The sequence below is a fragment of the Neisseria sp. genome (assembly GCF_030527965.1).
GTDB lineage: Bacteria > Pseudomonadota > Gammaproteobacteria > Burkholderiales > Neisseriaceae > Neisseria.
The window spans coordinates 44,670-62,515 of the sequence record NZ_JAUMZU010000016.1; the positions used below are offsets into that span (position 1 = coordinate 44,670).

A 17,846-nucleotide genomic window follows, 5' to 3' on the forward strand; every position below is an offset into this window, starting at 1 on the left:
TTCCTTATGATACGTTTTCATAAACAGGGAATGGTGCCGTTTCCATATCAAGCGCCAGTCGCTGAACTGCCTGATAGCGCTTAATTTTCGGTGACAATACCAGATAGGCCGTTTCGGATACATAAAAAAGCAGAAAATAATCATTGCCTGCTTCGGTATGTATCGGCTTTAACCGGTAATGCGGATACCGTTCATCGGGTGGCATAAAGGTCAGTCCAACCTTTATCGTACTAAACGGATTACGCGCTTCAATCAACATGACTTATCTCCTTCCCACCATAATAAAAACCAACCTGACAGGCTGCATGATAAAAAGCCGTGCTTTTATCAGGATTTTTTAATACAGTCATATAAGCACGATTGGCCCGCTCTACATCCCGCTTAAACATTTCCACTCTGCTCAACGGCCAATCGGCAAAGCCATCCGGTGCACGGGCAATCATTGCTTCAAAACCACCACTCAATAAGTGATTCAGATACAGCATATCTATCTTCATTTTTGTTTCCTCTCCATTTTCAGACAGGCTTTTGCAACCACCATAAAATAAAGATACCGGCAACCCAGATACCAGCTGCAATCAGTAAGGCCGTCATAATTAAACGATTCAGACGGTCAACCAACCGGCCGTTGACCTGATTGACATCGGCTGCAATACGTTTATGTACGGCGGCATACAGTTTCGGTTCCGCATCTTCCATCTGTCGATTAGCCTGTTGTAACAAGTCGGCCAGCAGTTGTTCGCGGTAGGCTTCCAGCTTGGCAGCAGCCTGCGTGATATTGGCCTCATGTTCTGCCAGCTCTAGCATGAATTCTTTACGCTTTTCTTCCTGCTGTTTATCAAACGAAGCAAAAGCAGACTTTAACGCCTGCTCCTGCATCAACAGTACGGCAACAACAGGATCGTCTGCCGTCAGCCGCACACCGGTCAGCCGAAAGGTTTCGGCAATGATGTGATTAACCTTGCTCATCGGAGGCATCCGCATTAGCTAAAATCGGCAAATGTGCCAGCTGGGTAAACAGGTCGCGTTTCACGGTACGCAGACGCTGGCGCGGCATTAAGCCAAACTCGGTTGATTCGTCTACTTCAGCAAAGGTCAGATTTCGGCTGGTCATCTCTTTAATGTCTTTGCCAAAGGTATCAGGATTACGCCCTACTATATGGACAATGCCAATAATCCGTTTTTTATACTCTTTATAAACCTGAAAATCTGTAAAGGGTTTACCATTACTATCCTCAATCTGCCCTTGAAACTCATTCAGCCAGACAGCAATTTCCGCATCAACATCACGGGCGGTCTGAACCAGACCGATACCGCAATCTCTTAAAGACTGGCCGCCCATTATCGGCACATGAACAATCAGACGAACCCCCGATTCACGCAACAAAGCAGGGACCTGATTCTCTGCCAGATAAGACATCAATGGCACAAAAGTGGCCGCGCCGTTATCCACTACACCAAAACCATCCAACTCGATCAATTTTTCAATCAAGCCGTCAAAGTTCCGTGTATCAATATTATTATCCTTAGTTAAAAGGCTAACAATTTCTGGTTTTAGCGCTGCAAACCGACTGAAAGTTTGATTAACTGGATCGGTATCAAAGCAATAAACCGGTTGATTGGAAACTTGTGCCAGATACTGAGCTAAAATAGCCGCCGATAATGATTTACCAACCCCGCCCTTACCCTGAGCAATCATATGAACTTCTTTCATAAAAATACCTTTCTTTAAAAATGCTTTTCGCATAAAAAAGCCCACTGTCTTTCAGACAGGCTTTCTTATATAAAAAGCCCTGCGGAGTAACCCGCAGGGAAACTGTGCAACATAGTAAGGAATGAAACACAGAAGTGATCTAAGTTACTTCACATCCACCCAACGGCCGCCTTTTTTCTCTTCTCCGACATATTTCACTTTATCGGCTACCGTCGTCCAACCATGCTCAAAATAAGCACGGCAATAGTCCGGCCTCTCGTTGCGGATATAAGGAACTCGTCTCGTGGTATAAACACGATCTTTAATCCGACCGGTTTTATCCGACACCTGCTCTATATAAAAAGCACTGTTGGCTCGGTTGAGGTCAGCGGCATCACACCGGCCCGCACCATTAACCAACGCATTAACCAATGCAGGCATGTTTTCTTCCTCATTGGCAGGGCACAGTTTTAAGAAGTTACGACGGGCCTTTAAGGTCTTATGCAGCTTTTTATGCTTAATCTCAAAATATCGGCGGATGGAAGGTTCACACTCAGATGGCCGGTCTCCACTGGATAAGCACAAAGTCGCCTCACAGGCTAGTTTGGCATCGCCGGTCAGCAGGTCTTCTGCCTGTACGGTAGGGGAAAATAAAAGAGCCGCCATTAAGGCAGCCGGAATACAGTATCGTCGCATATTGCATTACTCCATAAAATTAAGGATAATCGCCATACCGCTATGGAAGATTATTCTTTCAACAAAAGGCCGCTTTGGAAACAAAGCGGTTTTTCATTGCCATTGGACGGCCTGCACCAAATAGCCGCCGTTTTCAGCTTGTACGATATTGACGCATGCCGTCGGGTCATGATTCAGCATAAACAGGTCTACCTGTTTCGATGCTGCCGCCAAAGTCTCGAATACACCGATAACCGATACCGGCATAGGCTTGCGTGTTAATAAAATATTGAACATCATGTTCTCCTTTCCGTTTTACAGAAATAAAAATAGACCGTTAAACGGTCTGTTGAAAAAGTAGATTTATCTTTCAATGGGAGCTATTCCCGTGTTTTAATCCAGATAATTAGCCGAACAAGGATGATTGAGACAACAAGATACATGAACGCTAAAATAGGATTCAGTATTTTGTCTCGTTCGACTTTTTCCTTATCAGCCCGTTGTTTTTCTTCCTCTGCCTGAATCTGTTCCCGCACCAGTTTTGCCTGTTGTTGGATATAAGGATCAGTAGAATTTTTGGCCTGTTCTAAAATGGTAATACGTTCGCGGGCGATTTGTTGCCGTGCAAGTTGTTTCTCTTCCTCATTAGAGCAGGCGCAAACCGTGCCGGCCAGCGAAATAATCAGGATAAGATGGGAGACTTTCATCCTATATCCTCCTTTTTAATAAACAAAGTTACTTTTACAAATAGATAAGCTATAATTAACACCTGCACAGAAGCCCGCTTCTTTCTAAAGCGGGCTTGAATTCAGATGCAACTAAAGACAGCGTGCGAGGCTGTCTGAAAATGTGTATTGATGACACATATTGGGTTTAAATACCCTTATCTGCCCGTATAAGGCAGTCTCAAAAAAAATCAAACTGTATTTGGAGCGTGATCCGTAGATGATTGCTCCACATCAGGGATACGCCCTGATTGAAAGATACGTTCAACTGCCGCCTGTTACCGGACGCCACTGCGCTACCCGGATGCGCGGCATTTTCTTTAGGCAGATTGAATGCTGCCTGCAACCGTTTTCCGACTTACCTGAAGAATTAAGGCTTTCTACTTTAAAAAGGATTAATTCTTTTCGTACTTGTTGCCTATCTGAAAAAACTATAAACCAACACTAAAGGCCGGTTGCTGCGTGTCTGATTGTTAAAGAACTCTGAAATCTCGTATTTGTTATTTTAAGATAACTTAAATTTTAAGGCAAGATATTTTTTAAGAATTCTTAAATTTTTAGGTTGAGGCTATAAAAAACCACCATGATTTAAATGGTGGTTCAAAGACTTCAGAGAACTTATCGTTTTCGTCGAAATATTCGATGCTCAATCATTGTTCCAATAATTTCTACATTGTGTGATTGAGATGAGATACTTGCGTAATTTTCATTTAAAGGTAAGAGAGAAAAATTTTCAATACCTTCTTCTTTAAAATTTTCCTTGTATTTTCTAAAGAATACTTCATCAGAGTTTTTAGCTAGTACAAATTCTCCAGGGGAAGGTTTCAAAGTAGGATCGATAACGATAATATCGCCTTCTATGAAATTTGGTTCCATAGAATCTCCTATCACCTTAAAAGCAAATGTATTACGGGAAATATTAGTATTTGTCATGATATATTCAACCTCTTTTTCTATAGATATTTTAAAGGGTTGCTTACCATTCCATTTTTTCAACTGTTCGTAGTCGATAATGGGTATCCTAGCATTATCAATCTCTACGACATCTACATTTGTCCCTTCTCCTTTTAATAACCAAGAGAAATCACAACCAAATAAAACAGATAATTCATATAAATTTTCTGCATTCGGTTTGGTTGTATTTGATTCCCATTGAGAAACCGCCACGTGGGAAACATCTTTTAATTTCCGAGCTAAATCTTTTTGAGTTAATTTAAGGGCTCTTCGCTTTTGGCGAATCCTCTGACCTATTGTAGTTTGTTCCATATCTCTCTTGTCCAATATAAATTTAAGTTATCTTAACTGAACTTGATTTAAGTTTTCTTTATACTTATAATTTAAGAATTCTTAATATTGGTGAGAAAAATGCGTAAAGTAGACGTTTTAAAATATTACGGTACGAGAACAGCTATTGCCAAAGCCTTACGGATTAGCCCTTCTGCAATTACACAATGGCCAGATATTATTCCTGAGAAACAAGCATATAAATTAGAAAGAATTACCAAAGGAGGGTTAACTGTAGATATAAACCTCTATAAAAAACAAGGTAAACAAAAATAAATGCTCATCGCAGACATCCGCCACCACCTTGATAACCAATTCTTCCAAATCCATTGGGAGTTTTTGGCGTTGTGTGGATCCAATTTACAGGCAGCGGGATTGTTGGGCGATCTATTCTGGTGGTCTCAGGTAGCCGACAAAGAACCCGAACGTCAAGGATGGCTGTATAAATCGGCAGTAGACCTGAACAATGAATTAAACCTAACACGCCGCGGCTATGAAAAAGCCCGCAAGTGCCTGTTAGAGCTCGGCGTCATTGAATATCGCCGCGCAGGTGCGCACGGCAAGATGCACTGGCGCCTCAACCGTAAGGTACTACTGCAAAAAATCTGTGACTTAAAGAATATAGCTTTCCCTTCAGAAATCCGTCATCAAATAGATGCAGACGGCTTTCATTTGGATAGCTGGGTGCCGCCAGACTTATGGAATGCCTATCTGAAAATGCGGCAGGAAAAAGACGGGAAACTGCTCGGCCCAGCTCAAAAGAAAAGACTACTCAAAAAACTCAAAGAACTACATCACCAGAAGCGGGATTTACGCCCGATTATGGAACGTGCCATTATCAGCGGCTGGAACAGTTTTTTCCCACTTGAAAATCATCCTCCTCAAACAGCTAATTTAATATCCGCAAAGGTGGAAGCAGAAGCCATGACGGCCCAGCTCAAACAGCAAATGGCCGACAGGGAAGAAAAACCGCCGGACAAAGACAGAAATCCTGATAATCCGGGCAGAAAGGCCATTTTAGATAAAGTCAAACACAAAAAACAGTAAACAGCAGGCTGTTGGGGCAAGTGTATTCAAAATCCGCCCTAACAGCCTTTTTTGCGTCTTATTCCGCCTTTCAGGCGCCCCAAACGCATGGGAAAGGCGTTTTTTTCTATCAATGGCAACCAAAGCCTGTCTGAAAACCAGCCAACCTCACTTTTTCCACTAAAAAAAGCCCTTTTTTTGCTTTAAAAATAGCCTTTTAAAATCATATCTTTGTACATTTAAGACAAAGTACAATGTCCGTTAAAGACAAAGCTCTTAGTACAAGCCGTACAACCTATATACAGAGAAAACAACAGAGACCACGTCATAAAATATAACGGCCGACGGCCGTTGTGTGTTTTGATGATTTTTTAATCAAGATAGCGTTATGCTTAGGAAACCGACGTTTAGCGGATATTTAAAAGACTTATGCAGAGGGATATAGACAGGTTTTGTGGATAAATGCGTTTGCATCGAAATAAATTAGACCCACATAGGTTATTTGGCGCCAGCTGAAAAAATTTCTTCATCTGAAACCGTTTTCTGCCAGTTGAATTTACCCTTCTGCCTACCCGACGCGTTAACATTTTCCCCGGCTGGTTGATGTCCCTTATTTAAATCATGGTTTATATGATTAGTATTCAGATATTGTTGAACAAACCGGTTTAAAGTTGGGCGGCTTACGGATAATCCTTTTTTCTCTTTCAGGTAGACAATAATCTGCTTCTCTGAATAGCCGTTATCTTTAAGAGTACGGATATCGGTTAAATATCTATCCAATTTTGAGCTTTTCCCCGCGGGTTTATTGGCTGCCATAAATTCTTCGAGATCGTTCATTTCATCTATCTTTTAAATCATATTGAATCTTATTGTATCATATAATTTAAAAAATATAATCAAAATAAAATAGCATATGGAAGAATTTAAGTAATAAAAAATAAAATAAAAAATCATATTGATTCAACATTGAAAAATTATTTTCAATAAGTAATTAAAAGTAAAAAAATAGATATATAAAGAATCATTTTTTTGATGCAAAAAACATCATTTAGTGTTTCATTTTTACAAGAAAACGGTTTTTTCCTCGTTCGCGCGTACATCTCCCTCTGCTTATCACGAAAAATCTCCCATTTAACACCCAAATTAAACTAAACGCAGGATAGGCAACAGGTGCCAAAAACACCGCTAACGGTGTTATTCCGCTCAAAGCGGAAACGCCGCGAAGCGACTGCCCCCTAGGGTTGTAAATAGTTTCTTAGTTAATTATCTAGCAGAAAGGAATCCTCATGGGACTGGATATGTACGGCTATACCATGCGCGCCGAATTTGTCGGTGATAGACAAGTTGACGTTAAGCCTCGAACAGACAAAGAACGGGAACAGGCACAAATGGAAGTAATCGCCTATTGGTGGAAGTTCAACCATTTACACGGCTGGATGGAGAAGCTGTATCGGGAGAAAGGAGGAACGGCAGAGCATTTCAATTTATGCACGGTCAGGCTGGATATGGACGATTTAGCACGACTGGAGCAGGCATTGAATAACGACGAACTCGAATATACCGAAGGTTTCTTTTTTGGCGGAAAGGAAATCTATCCTGAAAACATTGAGGATACGCGGCAATTTATCGCCAATGCCCGAGATGCTATCGGTAAAGGGTTGACCGTTTTCTACAATTCTTGGTGGTAACCGTTACGGCCATGCGGTTTGCTTGGCCGCATGGCCGATTAAGGAGAAACAGAGATGAGAGACGTCAATCAGAGAATGATTAAGCTGTTTGAGGCGTTAGATTCGGCTTTTCCTGTCGCGGAGGTATTCAGGGATTTTGTAGAGGTAAGCGCTATTGTGTTGATTAATCAATACGCTTTTGATGCTGAATGGGAGCAACGCGAGCAGCGTTATCATGAAATCCAACAGAAGTATGAAGAGGCCGATTTTTCCCGCCTGTCTGAATTGCTGAGCATATTGATGCTGGCTATCTATGAAGCGAAAGAAAGCGGCCTTTTTGTCGATATTTTAGGCAGCCTTTATATGGGTTTAGGTTTGGGTAAATCCGCTAGCGGCCAGTTTTTTACCCCTTATGAAATAAGCAAACTGATGACCGCGCTGGTTGCGCCATATTTAGAGGAGGAACTAGCGAAAAAACCGTTTATCAGCGTCATGGAACCGTCCTGCGGCAGCGGTACAAATTTCATTGCTTTTGCCGAACGGGTCGCCGGGCACGGTTACAGCCCGACCCGCAACATGGCAGCGGTCGGGGTGGATTTGGATATTTTGTGCGTTTGGATGTGTTTTATCCAATGTCAGCTTTACCGCATACCGGCCAAAATCGTACACGGAAATAGCTTAACGCATGAATGCTGGTCGGCTTGGTGTACTTTGGATTGGTTCGCCGGTGGTTTTGGCGAAGCGATGAAACAGCGTTGCCAGCCAACCGAACAGGAGGATGGGAAAACAGCGCTCACTTTGGAAGAGCAATTGGTTTTATTTTGAAGTTTTACAGATGCTTGAATATTTAACGAAGGAGAAGGAAATGACGAAGAAAAGCCCTATTAAAGAAAACAGAAACGATGCCGTAAACCAGAATCAGACAGTTAGACGGCAAATGGTAGAGGATTCAGGATTAGTCTTTAACGAGCTGAATGAAATCATAACGGCCGCTTTAAAGGGAGATGTTCAGCCTTTAACAGTATTGAATACCGAAGCGCTTACCAATCTGCTGGGGATGGAAAACGTGTCTAATGTTGAGGTCAGCATCAGAAATGGTTGCGTAAGAGCAACACATTTTATGGGTTCGGACGGGCAGTTTATTTATGATATAGGGATAGATAATGAAGAAATCCAATGGGAAATAGATGAGTTCAGAGCGGTTTATCCGACGACGTGGTGGACGATAGAACAAGTTGTTTTTAACTGATAGGCAAGGCTGCCTGTAAAGGCAATATGGGCAGCCTGCTAAAACAAAGTGCCATTGGCAGAGAGAAAATTCGATGTTACAGCCCCCGCAGCAGCCCCGTTTCCCCTATCGGAAAAACGCCCCACGCCCCCAAGGCCGAACTTGACCATGTCGCCCGTTCCAGCACCTGCGGCAGCTTACACAGGCGCCAAGCCCAAGCTCGACTTGCCCCCTCCTGCGGGAATTATTATTCATTGTTATCTCGGATTGATACTTGCACAGTAGCACTACCACTCAAAATCAGTCACTTCCGGCACATTAAATAAATCGGCAGGTAAAGATTCGGCAAAGAAGGGAATGAGAGATTGCATCACTAATATGTAGGAAATCGGAGCGTTGTTTACACTTTTTTGAGTCTGTTGCTTTTCTTTTTGCTGAAAATGATTCTTTAGGCATTTTCAGCCATTATCAAGAACCATGCGGCTTTGCCGTGCCTACCGGCATTCTTGACAAGGACTGAAAACCCCTAAAACTGGTCTTCATGCAAAAGCGAAAAGTGTAAACAACGCGGTAATTTCTAACACTAGAATATGACCATTACAGAGTTTTCTAGCGTAACAGGAATCTCATATCGTTCGGCGATGAATTACTTAAATGAGAGGCGTGATCCAAATGTAGATGCCTTAGTGAAAATTCATAACGGGCTTGAAATCAGCATAACTTGGTTGCTTACTGAAAATGGAACAATGTTTCAAGCAGCAATACAGGAAAGTAAAATTTCAGCACAAGAAGAAAAATTGATTGCGGACTATCGTGCGATGTCTGAAAACTTAAAAGATGCTTTTTCGATTAAAAACCAGTTGCTTTCTGATATGGAAAGAGTTAAAATAACAAAACATTGAGACGGTTGCAGGTCATTATCTGCAAATAAACATATAATATTTCATATTGAGGTGTCATAACCAGTTATGATTAGTAAAAAAATAGTGGATAGCTAACAATTAGGTACCATATAAACCTATTATATGATAATATATATTTTTATAGTGAAGCGATGCAAGCTTGTTGCATTTTTTTAACAAAAATTGATTCAGCATATCCACGAAGCCATCTATCTAAAAATAGATGGCTTTTTTATGGAGTTCATATGAGTATCACAAAATTATTTGATTTTGCAGTATGCCCTAAATATAACGATGCTATTAAATATTTAGCAGAAAATATAGCAGATAAAGAATGTTGGGATTTTAATTCAACAGAAAAAGGATACAAGATTTTAAAGAACTATATAGATTATACATTTAGAAAATTATATTCAGAAAGCAAAATTATCTTTAGTAATGATAACAAGTTTGCTTGTTTTAATACTGGATTAAACACTCCTTATTTGGAAGATATATTTATGTTTTTTGAAAAAAATAGAAATATAAATACTAGAACTTCATACGATTGGTGTTTTAAAGCTTTTATTAAGGAAAGTGATAATAGAATTTTAACAAATTTCACTCAAAAACCTCCTAGGGCAAATTATTTTGAAAAGCCTGAAAATCTAATCTTTAATGCTTCTTTAGAAATCATACCAGACTTAGATCACATTATCAGCGATAATTTAGAAAGATTCCCAACAGAACTTCAAGAAAATAAAGATGAGTTAAGAAGAAGATTAATTGGAGCTATTGATGAAGTTAAAAAGAAAGTAAGAACTAACTATAAAATAGCTATTCCACAGTATTTTAATGGTGAAATTCAGTTATTATTACCTTTAAATTTAACAAGTGGTTCCTCTAATCCAGATTTAGCGTTAGTTATATATAAAGCAGGAAACAACTACTCTGGAAGAACTTGTTTAACATTAAAAATGGCATATACTAACGCTAGACTTATTGTTAAGCCACAAAGTGAATGGTTGAAAGCAAACTAAATAACAATCCGCATGTAAAACATTCGAGTTGTTATTTGATGAAACCGTCACTTAATATTATATTTAAACCTAACACTTCCTTATTGGAAGTAAGATAAATCAATAGGCATAGAATCTTGAGCTTGCATCAGGACTCTATTTTAAGTTTTCGCTATTTTTATTTAAAAATCCACGAGTTTCCTTGTGATGTATTAACGGTATTTGAGGCATAAACGCTTTGAGCCGACTTGACTTTTCAAGTGGGCGATTTTTTACGTCTAGTGTTTAGTAAATGCTCAAATACCTTGTACTACACAAGGAAATTCACAATGGCTCAACATCACTTATTGGCAAGCAAGTCTAAAAACATAGCACTCAAAGATATTTTCCGTTTAACCGAAACCGAAGCCTTTCAGCTCCTCAAAGCAAAACGCTGGGGCAATCCTAATAACATTCGCGATGTCTGCTGTCTACATTGCGGTATTCGCCATCACGCCTATTTTCTCGAATCTCGTAAACGCTGGTGCTGCAAACATTGCCAACGTCACTTTTACATTACACCAATACCATTTTCGCTTTTCATAAACTCCCATTGATTGATATTCTTGCCGCCACTTTACTGATGGTAAATAGCTCAAAAGGCATTAGTGCCATTAATACTAGTCGTCATCTCAACCGACTAGAAGAACAGATGAAATACGATGAAATGCTACTGGCTGCGTAGATTGCAATAGCCTTAGAGATATTTCATCAAATTTAAATAGAAAGAGATAACTAGCTTACCAAGATACGGTTGAGTGGATTGGCTACATCTTAACAGCGAAAAATGGAGAAATTGTGTGAAAAATCGCATAGAATTCCAGGCAAAATAAATGTCTTTCACAAGATCATCTGTGAAAGGCATTCAATTTGAATTGCGGTTTTTAGTCAAATTTCGGACTTTGTGCAACTGCTACATAATGCCGAAATAGATACTATTTCAAATACGATTTATTTATAAAATTGATATGCAATATATCTTTGAGAACGAAAAGTTACCGACTAGAAATATTCTCAGATAAGGCATTTAAACCTGCTTTGAGAAGGCAGGAGGTTTTTAAAGAGCCAATTTTTAGTAGAAAATAACTACAGTTATGTTTTATTGAAAAACAAGAAAGGAAACGTCATGAGCACTAGAAATCAATCAGAAATAGAAAAGTATGCTCAAAAACAATTTGATATTGGTTTGAAATATTATAAGGCAAGCAATTTAAACGAGGCCATTAAAGCTTGGCTGAAGGTGCCGAAAAATGTACCGGAGACATATGCCAAGGCGCAATTCAATTTAGGGGTGACTTACCAAAAACAAGGCAAGCTTGACGAGGTCATCAATGCTTGGCTGAATGTGAAAGAAACGGAAAAGGAACCGGAGCTATATGCTCAGGCGCAAATCAATTTAGGGGTAGCTTATGATGAACAGGGTAAGTTAGACAAGGCCATCAATGCTTATCTAAATGTACCGAAAAATGTACCGGAGCTATATGCCCAGGCGCAATTCAATTTAGGTCTGACTTATGAGGAACAAGGCAATTTAGAGGAGGCCATCAATGCTTGGCTGAACGTACCTAAAAATGTACCGGAACCATATGCCTTCGCTCAATACAATCTTGGTGTGATTTATAGTGAAAAAAATGAGCCAGAAAAGACTATCAAAGCATATCAAAGCGTACCGGAAGACGTACCTGGATTATATGCTATGGCAAAATTCAATCAAGGTTCATTTTACCAAACTCAAAGTAAATTAGACGAAGCTATCAAAGCATGGGAAAGTGTATCAAGCAGAGTAATTGATCAATATTCTAAGGCTCAATTTAATTTAGGGTTGGCATACGAAGAAAAAGGCAAGTTAGACGAAGCCATCAATGCCTGGCTGAACGTGAAAGAAACGGAAAAGAAGTCGGAGCTATATGCTAAGGCGCAATTCAATTTAGCAGCAGTTTACGAGAAACAAAAAAGGTTAGATGACGCTATTGAAGCTTTGTTGAACGTAAAAAAAACAGAAAATGAATTTAATGACTTAGTGGAATTAAATTTAGGGAAACTGTATCTCAAGAACAATGAAGAAAGCAAGGCAGAAGAGGCTTTTAAGCGTAGCTCAGATAGTTTTTATCATCCATCTGAATGCGGAATTAAAATCATCAACTGCTCTCACTCTACAGTAGTTCGCACAAATTTAATTAAACTAATGGGTAATACAGAAGAAATATTGGAAAAGCTAAGCTTAATTCATACGTTTGAATCTCAAGTTGCACACTATACGCGTCGTCAAACTGCTTTTAAATTACTTGAATCGGGTAAAGATTCAAACGGATTAAATAAAGATAAAGCTTCCGCCTTTCGTTTGAGCACGATGCGGGGTGTTAATGATCCGGCGGAAGGAAAAGTATTAAGCCGTTACTTAGAACAACAGCACTTACCTAGCAACTTATATATGGGTTCGGAATTCGCCACTTTTGTCAGCTGCTTTACTTTTAATCACGATAGCCTAAATCAATTTAGGCTGTATGGTAAAGAAAATAACCAGGAAGCTTCTGGCATCAGTTTAATTTTCAATGTTCAAGATTTTTTTGAAGATAAGTTGGCTGGGATTGCATCGTTTATTAATCCGAATAAGGTTGATTCATTGACCAAAGAAGCATCAAATGGTTCAAAAGAAAAGCCATCAGATAACCTACCGAAAAGCGGGATAGAAGAGCAATCGAAAAAGGTTGGAGACAAAGGAACTGACGAGAAGCCTAAAGTGGATAAACTCGCTATATACCGTTGTATTTATTTGGATCCTGATAGTGGATATTTTGCTTTAGCAGCCCGGGATGAACTTACTTTTTATCGTGAATGTGTTGGCTCTGAAGAACAAACTACAGAAGAAATTAAAGGGAATGCAAGTAAAAAGTGGGAAGAATACCAAGAAGAAATTAAACAAAAAACTACTAAGATTCAAAAGCTGCTTTATCTGGGTGAGGAAGGTAATTATAACACTAGTAGTGTGCTGTATTTTTTAAGAGAAATCTTTAAGGTTTTTAATAGTGAAGAGGTTGTAAAAAAAGATAGGCCACACATTATAGAAACCATTCGTTTTATTTTACTGCCATTGCAATATCTGATTAAGCATGCTGCTTTTCAAGAGGAACAGGAATGCCGGATGCTCTATATTACCCAATGGAACGATAAGAAAATTCATAGTTACCGTGAGAGTAATGAAATGTATGTTGAATATAACGAGCCTGTGAGAAGGAATTTGAAAAAAATCTATCTTTCTCCCGGAGCGGTAGAACATGAGGACTTCTTTAGAGTGCTATTAAAAGGAACGGAAACAGCAAATAAAATCTGCATTTCTAGCAATCCCTTCCGACATAAAGGATGAGTGCATAACATAATCGGTATTTTTAGGTTTTGGTTTATATATAAAATCCCTGCGATCGCACATCAATTAAGATTACGGCCACAGGGGTTTTATTTGGTCAAGCAGCCTGTCGGATAGCATTTCCCGGCTGAAAATTGGCTCTTATCAGAGCTACCATAGGCGGTGGAGAAACCGAATTGCCGCACATACGCACCTGGACGGTTTTGGTTAGAGGTTTGCCCGTATGATCACGGTCAAACACATAATCGTCAGGAAAACCTTGTGCTTTATACAGCTCTTTTGGCAACAACATCCGCAAGGTAATGTCCACAATGTAATACGGTTCCTGATTGATATATACCGTTACCAGTGCCAATCGGTCTTTGGTGGTCAGCGTATCCAATGGCGCTTTTAAATCTCGCGCATCGCCGTTGCCGTAGTAATTAATCAGGAAAGAGGCAACCTTAAGCGCCTTTTGTCCCGCATCGCCTAATTTAACCTTGGCTAACAGGGTTTTTCCACCGCCACCGGTCATAACGGTGCCCATCGGGTCGGTAATGTTGGAACCGGTGCTGGCTCCAAACTGTCGAATCAGACAGGCAGAAATCAATTGTTGCTGACTGCCGCTATGAGTAATCGTGCTTACCGGCTCATTTGCTGGCTTTCCTTCCGTCCTATTGAATCCACCATTTGCCTGCATCAGATAAGCAGCAGCCACGGCGTGCCCGCCGCTGCCTGAAGCGGTAACAGTACCCAGCGCATCATTGATGGCTCGGCTGCCCATCCCACGACGTTTGGTTGCCCTCTGCCCTCTCCGTGAGCGGCATTGACCAGTATTGCAGAAACATAACTGTGATCGCCGTTACCTTGAGCGCAAATAGTACCGAACGGCTCATGTACGGTTTTACTACTTTGTCCCCAACGTTTACTGTCATCGCCATGACTGCGGGTAGTAATGATAGGGGCAAGTACCGGTTGCGCTATGCCTAAAGCGTGTGCGCCGCCAGCCGGACGTTTGGGATTGCCGCCGCTGGTAATGGTGGATAATGGTTGATTAATAGAACAGCCCGCGCTATCGCCACGGAATTTGACGATAAACGGTTCAGGATTATCCAACACAAACTTTTTAATGCCTTTGGCAATTCGACGCATGGTGGCTTCAGCAAGCGGTTTTTCCCGGTCGAAGATAGATTTGCCTGGCACCGACCAATCGATACACTCTGCCGCACTCCGCCATTTTTTCTGACCTTTACCCGGATTTTTGAAGTGTGTGGGTTCAGGCCAGACAATCGGCTGTCCATCACAACGAGCAACCATAAACAGACGTTCCCGGGTGGTCGGCGCGCCATAGTCTGCCGCCCGTAATAAGCGCCATTCGACCGTATAGCCTAGTTTTTCCAGCTCACGAACAAATTGACGCCACCGTTTTCCCGCCTGTTTCGGGTCCGGCACCAGATACTGATCTTGGACTGGCACCCGTTCTCCGGGCGCGGCAACAGAATAACCGGATTTGGCTGTTTTATCCCGCTTCAGCACCCGGCCGGTAGCTTTGTCACGTTTAGCCACCAGACGGCCCCATCGAGTAATCTGTTTGACATTTTCCAGTGTGATGACGGCAGGCCGTACTTGTGCCGCCCAACGTTTGCCAACCCAGCTTAACGAGCGAGTGGCATTGTCGCGCGGCTGTCCTCCGGCTGCTTGACTATGATGAGTGCAATCCGGGCTCAGATGCAGTAATCCGACGGGACGACCGCCGCAGGCTTCGTAAGGGTCGACTTCATACACATCGGTCTGGTAATGACGTGTTTGCGGATGATTGGCCGTGTGCATGGCAATGGCCTGTTCGTCATGATTTACGGCAAAATCGACATGTAAGCCGGTAGCCTGCTCAATGGCGCAGGATGCGCCACCACCACCGGCGAACAGGTCGCCGATCTGCTGATGGCGGAAATCAAGGGTGTATTGGGGTGTCAGCATGATTAATGCTCCTTTGATAATTCAATCTGTACAAAAACAATCTTGCCTGTCGTCTTGATCGAACAGGTCTTGTTGGGAAATGGCAATGATTTTTAAGGTTTGGTAATCCGGCAAATTCTTGCAAAACGTCGCACCGATGAGGTGCTCTTGTTCGGACCACCAATCGGCTGACTGAGGATTTTCTGCAATCAGCGCGGCGCGTTTGCGAATGCCTTTGAGAAAGCACAAATCACAATTACCGTGAGCCGTTGTTCCATTCAGATTCGGTAGGCGCAAATCGAATGGTTGATGCCGCCAAAAGGTCGCCACATCCTCCTTGGTTATGCCCATTTCCGCCAAAGGTGCAAACCGCTCGAAACCGGCTTTTTGCTGTCTTAGCTTGGCCATACGCCTCGGCTCGTCCGCTCTGAAACCGATGGCAACTTGCCATGTATCCCATCCCAAAACCTGTCGTGCATAGCACGTCATCGGATGAATCTTCAGTTCTTGCGTACAAAAGCGAGTAACCGGATTGGGCAGGTAACGGCGATGTTTGACTAAGGCGGCAAACGGTTCTCCGTTGCGAGAGGCAGTCTGGAAATCGACGGTTTTCCAGCGGTTGTCGTTCTTTTCTGCCGGATGCCATTCCAGCCAGGTAATTTCACAATGGAAAAAATTCGCACAGTCGCGAACAAATTCCAGAGTAGCCGGGTGTTCCTTGCCCGTATTGGTAAAGCAAACTTTGACATGCTCGGGTAGGCAGCCGCCATAGTGGTCAATCATCGTTTTCAGCATCATTGCGCTGGTTCGCCCACCGGAAAAACTAATCAAGGTATTCATTTTTCAACCCGCTTAATGAGAGATACGATTAAATACTGATAGACTGCTGCACGGTTCTATCCTCATGCAGCCGGGCAAAAGCCGGATTGAGTTCGATACCGAGCCAGTGCCTACCCAAACGAGTAGCCGTTTCTGCCACCGTGCCGCTGCCGGAAAACAGATCCAACACCGTATCACCCGGTCGTGTACCGGCTAAGATGCACGGAGCGACTAAATTCGGCGGAAATGCGGCCGGATGCTCATGTAAGGCTTTTACTGTTGATACAGACCAGACGCTGCGCTTATTACGCATCGGCTGAGCAATAGCTGAATCTCTGTCGTCACGATGTTGTGTCCGTCCCTGCCCGGGAATAGGAGTGCCGGTGTATTTGCCCGAGGAGCGACAAAAACTATTTTGTTTATCAGCAGCCGAACGACCGTAAGTTTCGGAAGGTTCCTGTATTGCCCTATGGTTGAAATAGTAATGGCGATTTTTTGATAACAGAAACAGATATTCGTGTGACCGAACACAACGGTCAGTCACTGATTCGGGCATCGGATTGGTTTTGTGCCAAATGATGTCTTGCCGCAAATACCATCCGTCCGCTTGTAAGGCCAAAGCGACCCGCCACGGAATACCGATTAGGTCTTTGGCTTTCAGACCGTCTGATGTAGAAGTGGGCTTCAATCTGTCGGCTAACTGGTTAGATGTTTGAAAAGATTGTGGTGTAGGCTTAAACGATCGACCATCTCCGTTGCGGCCTTTGCCGCTACCGGCATAACTGTCGCCGAGATTGAGCCACAATGTACCGTCATCAGTTAGAACTTCTCGCACCATCTGAAAAACAGCAACCAGGTTTTCAACATACTCGGCGGGCGTCGGTTCCAGACCGATTTGGTTTTCTCCACCATAATCGCGTAAACCGTAATAAGGAGGAGAAGTGACACAGCTTTGTACTTTGATGCCGGCTTTAATCATTTCAGGCAAAATCAGACGATTGTCGCCGGTATACAGTTTGTCGATCGGTTTATCAGGATTTCTCATAAGAAACTTCCTTTACATATAAAAACAGGCAGCAGCGTGGATAATCCAACGCTTGGCTGCCTGTTTTTTCTTGAAGTTTAATTGCCTGTTTCGGACTGCAACCGGTCAATTTCCGCCGCAATCAGGGCGCCCGCACGAACCAGATTATTGATCCGGCTTTGCGGGTTCCACATCTTTTCAGACCACGGCCAAATATCCGGGCAAGCGGCATCAGGTGAACCATCTGCCATAAGATAAGCCTGTGCGGCCTCAGCCAATTCACCGTGCCGATAAGCCATGTCTTTTTGCCGGGTAAAGCCCAAGGCTTCAATCTGATGTTGCCGCTCTTTGTGAATTTGTACGGTGCCGGAAAGATTATTCATGTTTACTCCTTTTAAAATAGATAAAAAAACGGCCTAGGCCGTCTGCAAAAAAGAAAAGGGAACCTTTTTTTAGGAACCCCTTTC

General features: G+C 42.1%; 23 protein-coding genes. 9 read left to right on the forward strand and 14 right to left on the reverse strand.

What is annotated here, in order from left to right:
- Positions 1-4: 4 nt before the first annotated feature.
- The 8 genes from Q4A84_RS08325 to Q4A84_RS08360 all read right to left on the reverse strand — a co-directional run bounded on the left by Q4A84_RS08325 (position 5) and on the right by Q4A84_RS08360 (position 4,359).
- Positions 5-259: a toxin PIN gene (locus Q4A84_RS08325; protein ID WP_303087831.1), complete on the reverse strand. Its 255-nt coding sequence runs from the start codon at positions 257-259 to the stop codon at positions 5-7.
- Positions 249-497 (reverse strand): hypothetical protein, encoded by a 249-nt coding sequence (locus tag Q4A84_RS08330; protein ID WP_303088464.1) that lies wholly within the window; start codon positions 495-497, stop codon positions 249-251. The genes Q4A84_RS08325 and Q4A84_RS08330 overlap by 11 nt, the downstream gene beginning before the upstream one ends.
- A gap of 19 nt (positions 498-516) precedes the next feature.
- Entirely contained in the window at positions 517-969 is a 453-nt protein-coding gene (locus Q4A84_RS08335; protein ID WP_303088465.1) for a hypothetical protein, read from the reverse strand.
- Positions 956-1,714: a conjugal transfer protein TraL gene (locus Q4A84_RS08340; protein WP_303088500.1), complete on the reverse strand. Its 759-nt coding sequence runs from the start codon at positions 1,712-1,714 to the stop codon at positions 956-958. Before Q4A84_RS08340 ends, Q4A84_RS08335 begins: the two co-directional genes overlap by 14 nt.
- Positions 1,715-1,858: 144 nt before the next feature.
- Positions 1,859-2,389 (reverse strand): TrbM/KikA/MpfK family conjugal transfer protein, encoded by a 531-nt coding sequence (locus Q4A84_RS08345; protein ID WP_303088466.1) that lies wholly within the window; start codon positions 2,387-2,389, stop codon positions 1,859-1,861.
- Positions 2,390-2,482: 93 nt separating this feature from the next.
- The gene (locus tag Q4A84_RS08350; RefSeq protein ID WP_303088467.1) at positions 2,483-2,668 is read right to left on the reverse strand and encodes a hypothetical protein; all 186 of its coding nucleotides are present in this window, start codon (positions 2,666-2,668) and stop codon (positions 2,483-2,485) included.
- An 80-nt stretch (positions 2,669-2,748) separates the two neighbouring features.
- Positions 2,749-3,075, reverse strand: a complete 327-nt coding sequence (locus Q4A84_RS08355) for a hypothetical protein (RefSeq protein ID WP_303088468.1) — start codon at positions 3,073-3,075, stop codon at positions 2,749-2,751.
- A gap of 636 nt (positions 3,076-3,711) precedes the next feature.
- Complete coding sequence (locus Q4A84_RS08360) at positions 3,712-4,359, reverse strand: LexA family transcriptional regulator (RefSeq protein ID WP_303088469.1); 648 nt, start codon at positions 4,357-4,359, stop codon at positions 3,712-3,714.
- 99 nt (positions 4,360-4,458) lie between these two features.
- On the opposite strand from Q4A84_RS08360, the gene Q4A84_RS08365 reads away from it, so the two are divergent.
- Together Q4A84_RS08365 and Q4A84_RS08370 are read left to right on the forward strand one after the other, a co-directional pair.
- Positions 4,459-4,653, forward strand: coding sequence for a Cro/CI family transcriptional regulator (locus tag Q4A84_RS08365; protein WP_303088470.1), 195 nt, complete (start codon positions 4,459-4,461; stop codon positions 4,651-4,653).
- Positions 4,654-5,424 carry a hypothetical protein gene (locus tag Q4A84_RS08370; protein ID WP_303088471.1) on the forward strand — a complete coding sequence of 257 codons (771 nt, stop codon included), beginning with the start codon at positions 4,654-4,656 and terminating at the stop codon, positions 5,422-5,424.
- Between the two features lie 477 nt (positions 5,425-5,901).
- On the opposite strand, the gene Q4A84_RS08375 is transcribed toward Q4A84_RS08370, so the two are convergent.
- Positions 5,902-6,240, reverse strand: a complete 339-nt coding sequence (locus tag Q4A84_RS08375; protein WP_303088472.1) for a hypothetical protein — start codon at positions 6,238-6,240, stop codon at positions 5,902-5,904.
- Positions 6,241-6,689: 449 nt separating this feature from the next.
- On the opposite strand from Q4A84_RS08375, the gene Q4A84_RS08380 reads away from it, so the two are divergent.
- The 7 genes from Q4A84_RS08380 (at position 6,690) to Q4A84_RS08410 (ending at position 13,601) form a co-directional block, all read left to right on the forward strand.
- The gene (locus Q4A84_RS08380) at positions 6,690-7,091 is read left to right on the forward strand and encodes a phosphoglycerate kinase (RefSeq protein ID WP_303088473.1); all 402 of its coding nucleotides are present in this window, start codon (positions 6,690-6,692) and stop codon (positions 7,089-7,091) included.
- Between the two features lie 54 nt (positions 7,092-7,145).
- The gene (locus Q4A84_RS08385) at positions 7,146-7,895 is read left to right on the forward strand and encodes an N-6 DNA methylase (protein ID WP_303088474.1); all 750 of its coding nucleotides are present in this window, start codon (positions 7,146-7,148) and stop codon (positions 7,893-7,895) included.
- Between the two features lie 40 nt (positions 7,896-7,935).
- Positions 7,936-8,319, forward strand: a complete 384-nt coding sequence (locus tag Q4A84_RS08390; protein ID WP_303088475.1) for a hypothetical protein — start codon at positions 7,936-7,938, stop codon at positions 8,317-8,319.
- 569 nt (positions 8,320-8,888) lie between these two features.
- Positions 8,889-9,200: a helix-turn-helix domain-containing protein gene (locus Q4A84_RS08395; protein ID WP_303088476.1), complete on the forward strand. Its 312-nt coding sequence runs from the start codon at positions 8,889-8,891 to the stop codon at positions 9,198-9,200.
- Between the two features lie 245 nt (positions 9,201-9,445).
- On the forward strand, positions 9,446-10,219 hold the full coding sequence (locus Q4A84_RS08400; RefSeq protein ID WP_303088477.1) for a DUF3825 domain-containing protein: 774 nt from the start codon (positions 9,446-9,448) through the stop codon (positions 10,217-10,219).
- Between the two features lie 308 nt (positions 10,220-10,527).
- Positions 10,528-10,794, forward strand: coding sequence for a transposase (locus Q4A84_RS08405; protein ID WP_303088478.1), 267 nt, complete (start codon positions 10,528-10,530; stop codon positions 10,792-10,794).
- 569 nt (positions 10,795-11,363) lie between these two features.
- On the forward strand, positions 11,364-13,601 hold the full coding sequence (locus tag Q4A84_RS08410) for a tetratricopeptide repeat protein (protein ID WP_303088479.1): 2,238 nt from the start codon (positions 11,364-11,366) through the stop codon (positions 13,599-13,601).
- A 97-nt stretch (positions 13,602-13,698) separates the two neighbouring features.
- On the opposite strand, the gene Q4A84_RS08415 is transcribed toward Q4A84_RS08410, so the two are convergent.
- The 5 genes from Q4A84_RS08415 to Q4A84_RS08435 all read right to left on the reverse strand — a co-directional run bounded on the left by Q4A84_RS08415 (position 13,699) and on the right by Q4A84_RS08435 (position 17,762).
- Positions 13,699-14,364 (reverse strand): DNA cytosine methyltransferase, encoded by a 666-nt coding sequence (locus Q4A84_RS08415; RefSeq protein WP_303088480.1) that lies wholly within the window; start codon positions 14,362-14,364, stop codon positions 13,699-13,701.
- Positions 14,280-15,557, reverse strand: a complete 1,278-nt coding sequence (locus Q4A84_RS08420; RefSeq protein WP_303088481.1) for a DNA cytosine methyltransferase — start codon at positions 15,555-15,557, stop codon at positions 14,280-14,282. Before Q4A84_RS08420 ends, Q4A84_RS08415 begins: the two co-directional genes overlap by 85 nt.
- A 21-nt stretch (positions 15,558-15,578) precedes the next feature.
- The gene (locus tag Q4A84_RS08425) at positions 15,579-16,376 is read right to left on the reverse strand and encodes a phosphoadenosine phosphosulfate reductase family protein (protein ID WP_303088482.1); all 798 of its coding nucleotides are present in this window, start codon (positions 16,374-16,376) and stop codon (positions 15,579-15,581) included.
- A gap of 28 nt (positions 16,377-16,404) precedes the next feature.
- Positions 16,405-17,400, reverse strand: a complete 996-nt coding sequence (locus Q4A84_RS08430) for a site-specific DNA-methyltransferase (protein WP_303088483.1) — start codon at positions 17,398-17,400, stop codon at positions 16,405-16,407.
- Positions 17,401-17,477: 77 nt separating this feature from the next.
- The gene (locus Q4A84_RS08435) at positions 17,478-17,762 is read right to left on the reverse strand and encodes a hypothetical protein (RefSeq protein ID WP_303088484.1); all 285 of its coding nucleotides are present in this window, start codon (positions 17,760-17,762) and stop codon (positions 17,478-17,480) included.
- Positions 17,763-17,846: the final 84 nt, after the last annotated feature.

Excerpts from the sequence above, each read along its gene's own strand:
- Q4A84_RS08325 (WP_303087831.1), bottom strand. The coding sequence starts at position 259 with ATGTTGATTGAAGCGCGTAATCCGTTTAGTACGATAAAGGTTGGACTG.
- Q4A84_RS08330 (WP_303088464.1), bottom strand. The coding sequence starts at position 497 with ATGAAGATAGATATGCTGTATCTGAATCACTTATTGAGTGGTGGTTTT.
- Q4A84_RS08335 (WP_303088465.1), bottom strand. The coding sequence starts at position 969 with ATGAGCAAGGTTAATCACATCATTGCCGAAACCTTTCGGCTGACCGGT.
- Q4A84_RS08340 (WP_303088500.1), bottom strand. The coding sequence starts at position 1,714 with ATGAAAGAAGTTCATATGATTGCTCAGGGTAAGGGCGGGGTTGGTAAA.
- Q4A84_RS08345 (WP_303088466.1), bottom strand. The coding sequence starts at position 2,389 with ATGCGACGATACTGTATTCCGGCTGCCTTAATGGCGGCTCTTTTATTT.
- Q4A84_RS08350 (WP_303088467.1), bottom strand. The coding sequence starts at position 2,668 with ATGATGTTCAATATTTTATTAACACGCAAGCCTATGCCGGTATCGGTT.
- Q4A84_RS08355 (WP_303088468.1), bottom strand. The coding sequence starts at position 3,075 with ATGAAAGTCTCCCATCTTATCCTGATTATTTCGCTGGCCGGCACGGTT.
- Q4A84_RS08360 (WP_303088469.1), bottom strand. The coding sequence starts at position 4,359 with ATGGAACAAACTACAATAGGTCAGAGGATTCGCCAAAAGCGAAGAGCC.
- Q4A84_RS08365 (WP_303088470.1), top strand. The coding sequence starts at position 4,459 with ATGCGTAAAGTAGACGTTTTAAAATATTACGGTACGAGAACAGCTATT.
- Q4A84_RS08370 (WP_303088471.1), top strand. The coding sequence starts at position 4,654 with ATGCTCATCGCAGACATCCGCCACCACCTTGATAACCAATTCTTCCAA.
- Q4A84_RS08375 (WP_303088472.1), bottom strand. The coding sequence starts at position 6,240 with ATGAACGATCTCGAAGAATTTATGGCAGCCAATAAACCCGCGGGGAAA.
- Q4A84_RS08380 (WP_303088473.1), top strand. The coding sequence starts at position 6,690 with ATGGGACTGGATATGTACGGCTATACCATGCGCGCCGAATTTGTCGGT.
- Q4A84_RS08385 (WP_303088474.1), top strand. The coding sequence starts at position 7,146 with ATGAGAGACGTCAATCAGAGAATGATTAAGCTGTTTGAGGCGTTAGAT.
- Q4A84_RS08390 (WP_303088475.1), top strand. The coding sequence starts at position 7,936 with ATGACGAAGAAAAGCCCTATTAAAGAAAACAGAAACGATGCCGTAAAC.
- Q4A84_RS08395 (WP_303088476.1), top strand. The coding sequence starts at position 8,889 with ATGACCATTACAGAGTTTTCTAGCGTAACAGGAATCTCATATCGTTCG.
- Q4A84_RS08400 (WP_303088477.1), top strand. The coding sequence starts at position 9,446 with ATGAGTATCACAAAATTATTTGATTTTGCAGTATGCCCTAAATATAAC.
- Q4A84_RS08405 (WP_303088478.1), top strand. The coding sequence starts at position 10,528 with ATGGCTCAACATCACTTATTGGCAAGCAAGTCTAAAAACATAGCACTC.
- Q4A84_RS08410 (WP_303088479.1), top strand. The coding sequence starts at position 11,364 with ATGAGCACTAGAAATCAATCAGAAATAGAAAAGTATGCTCAAAAACAA.
- Q4A84_RS08415 (WP_303088480.1), bottom strand. The coding sequence starts at position 14,364 with ATGGGCAGCCGAGCCATCAATGATGCGCTGGGTACTGTTACCGCTTCA.
- Q4A84_RS08420 (WP_303088481.1), bottom strand. The coding sequence starts at position 15,557 with ATGCTGACACCCCAATACACCCTTGATTTCCGCCATCAGCAGATCGGC.
- Q4A84_RS08425 (WP_303088482.1), bottom strand. The coding sequence starts at position 16,376 with ATGAATACCTTGATTAGTTTTTCCGGTGGGCGAACCAGCGCAATGATG.
- Q4A84_RS08430 (WP_303088483.1), bottom strand. The coding sequence starts at position 17,400 with ATGAGAAATCCTGATAAACCGATCGACAAACTGTATACCGGCGACAAT.
- Q4A84_RS08435 (WP_303088484.1), bottom strand. The coding sequence starts at position 17,762 with ATGAATAATCTTTCCGGCACCGTACAAATTCACAAAGAGCGGCAACAT.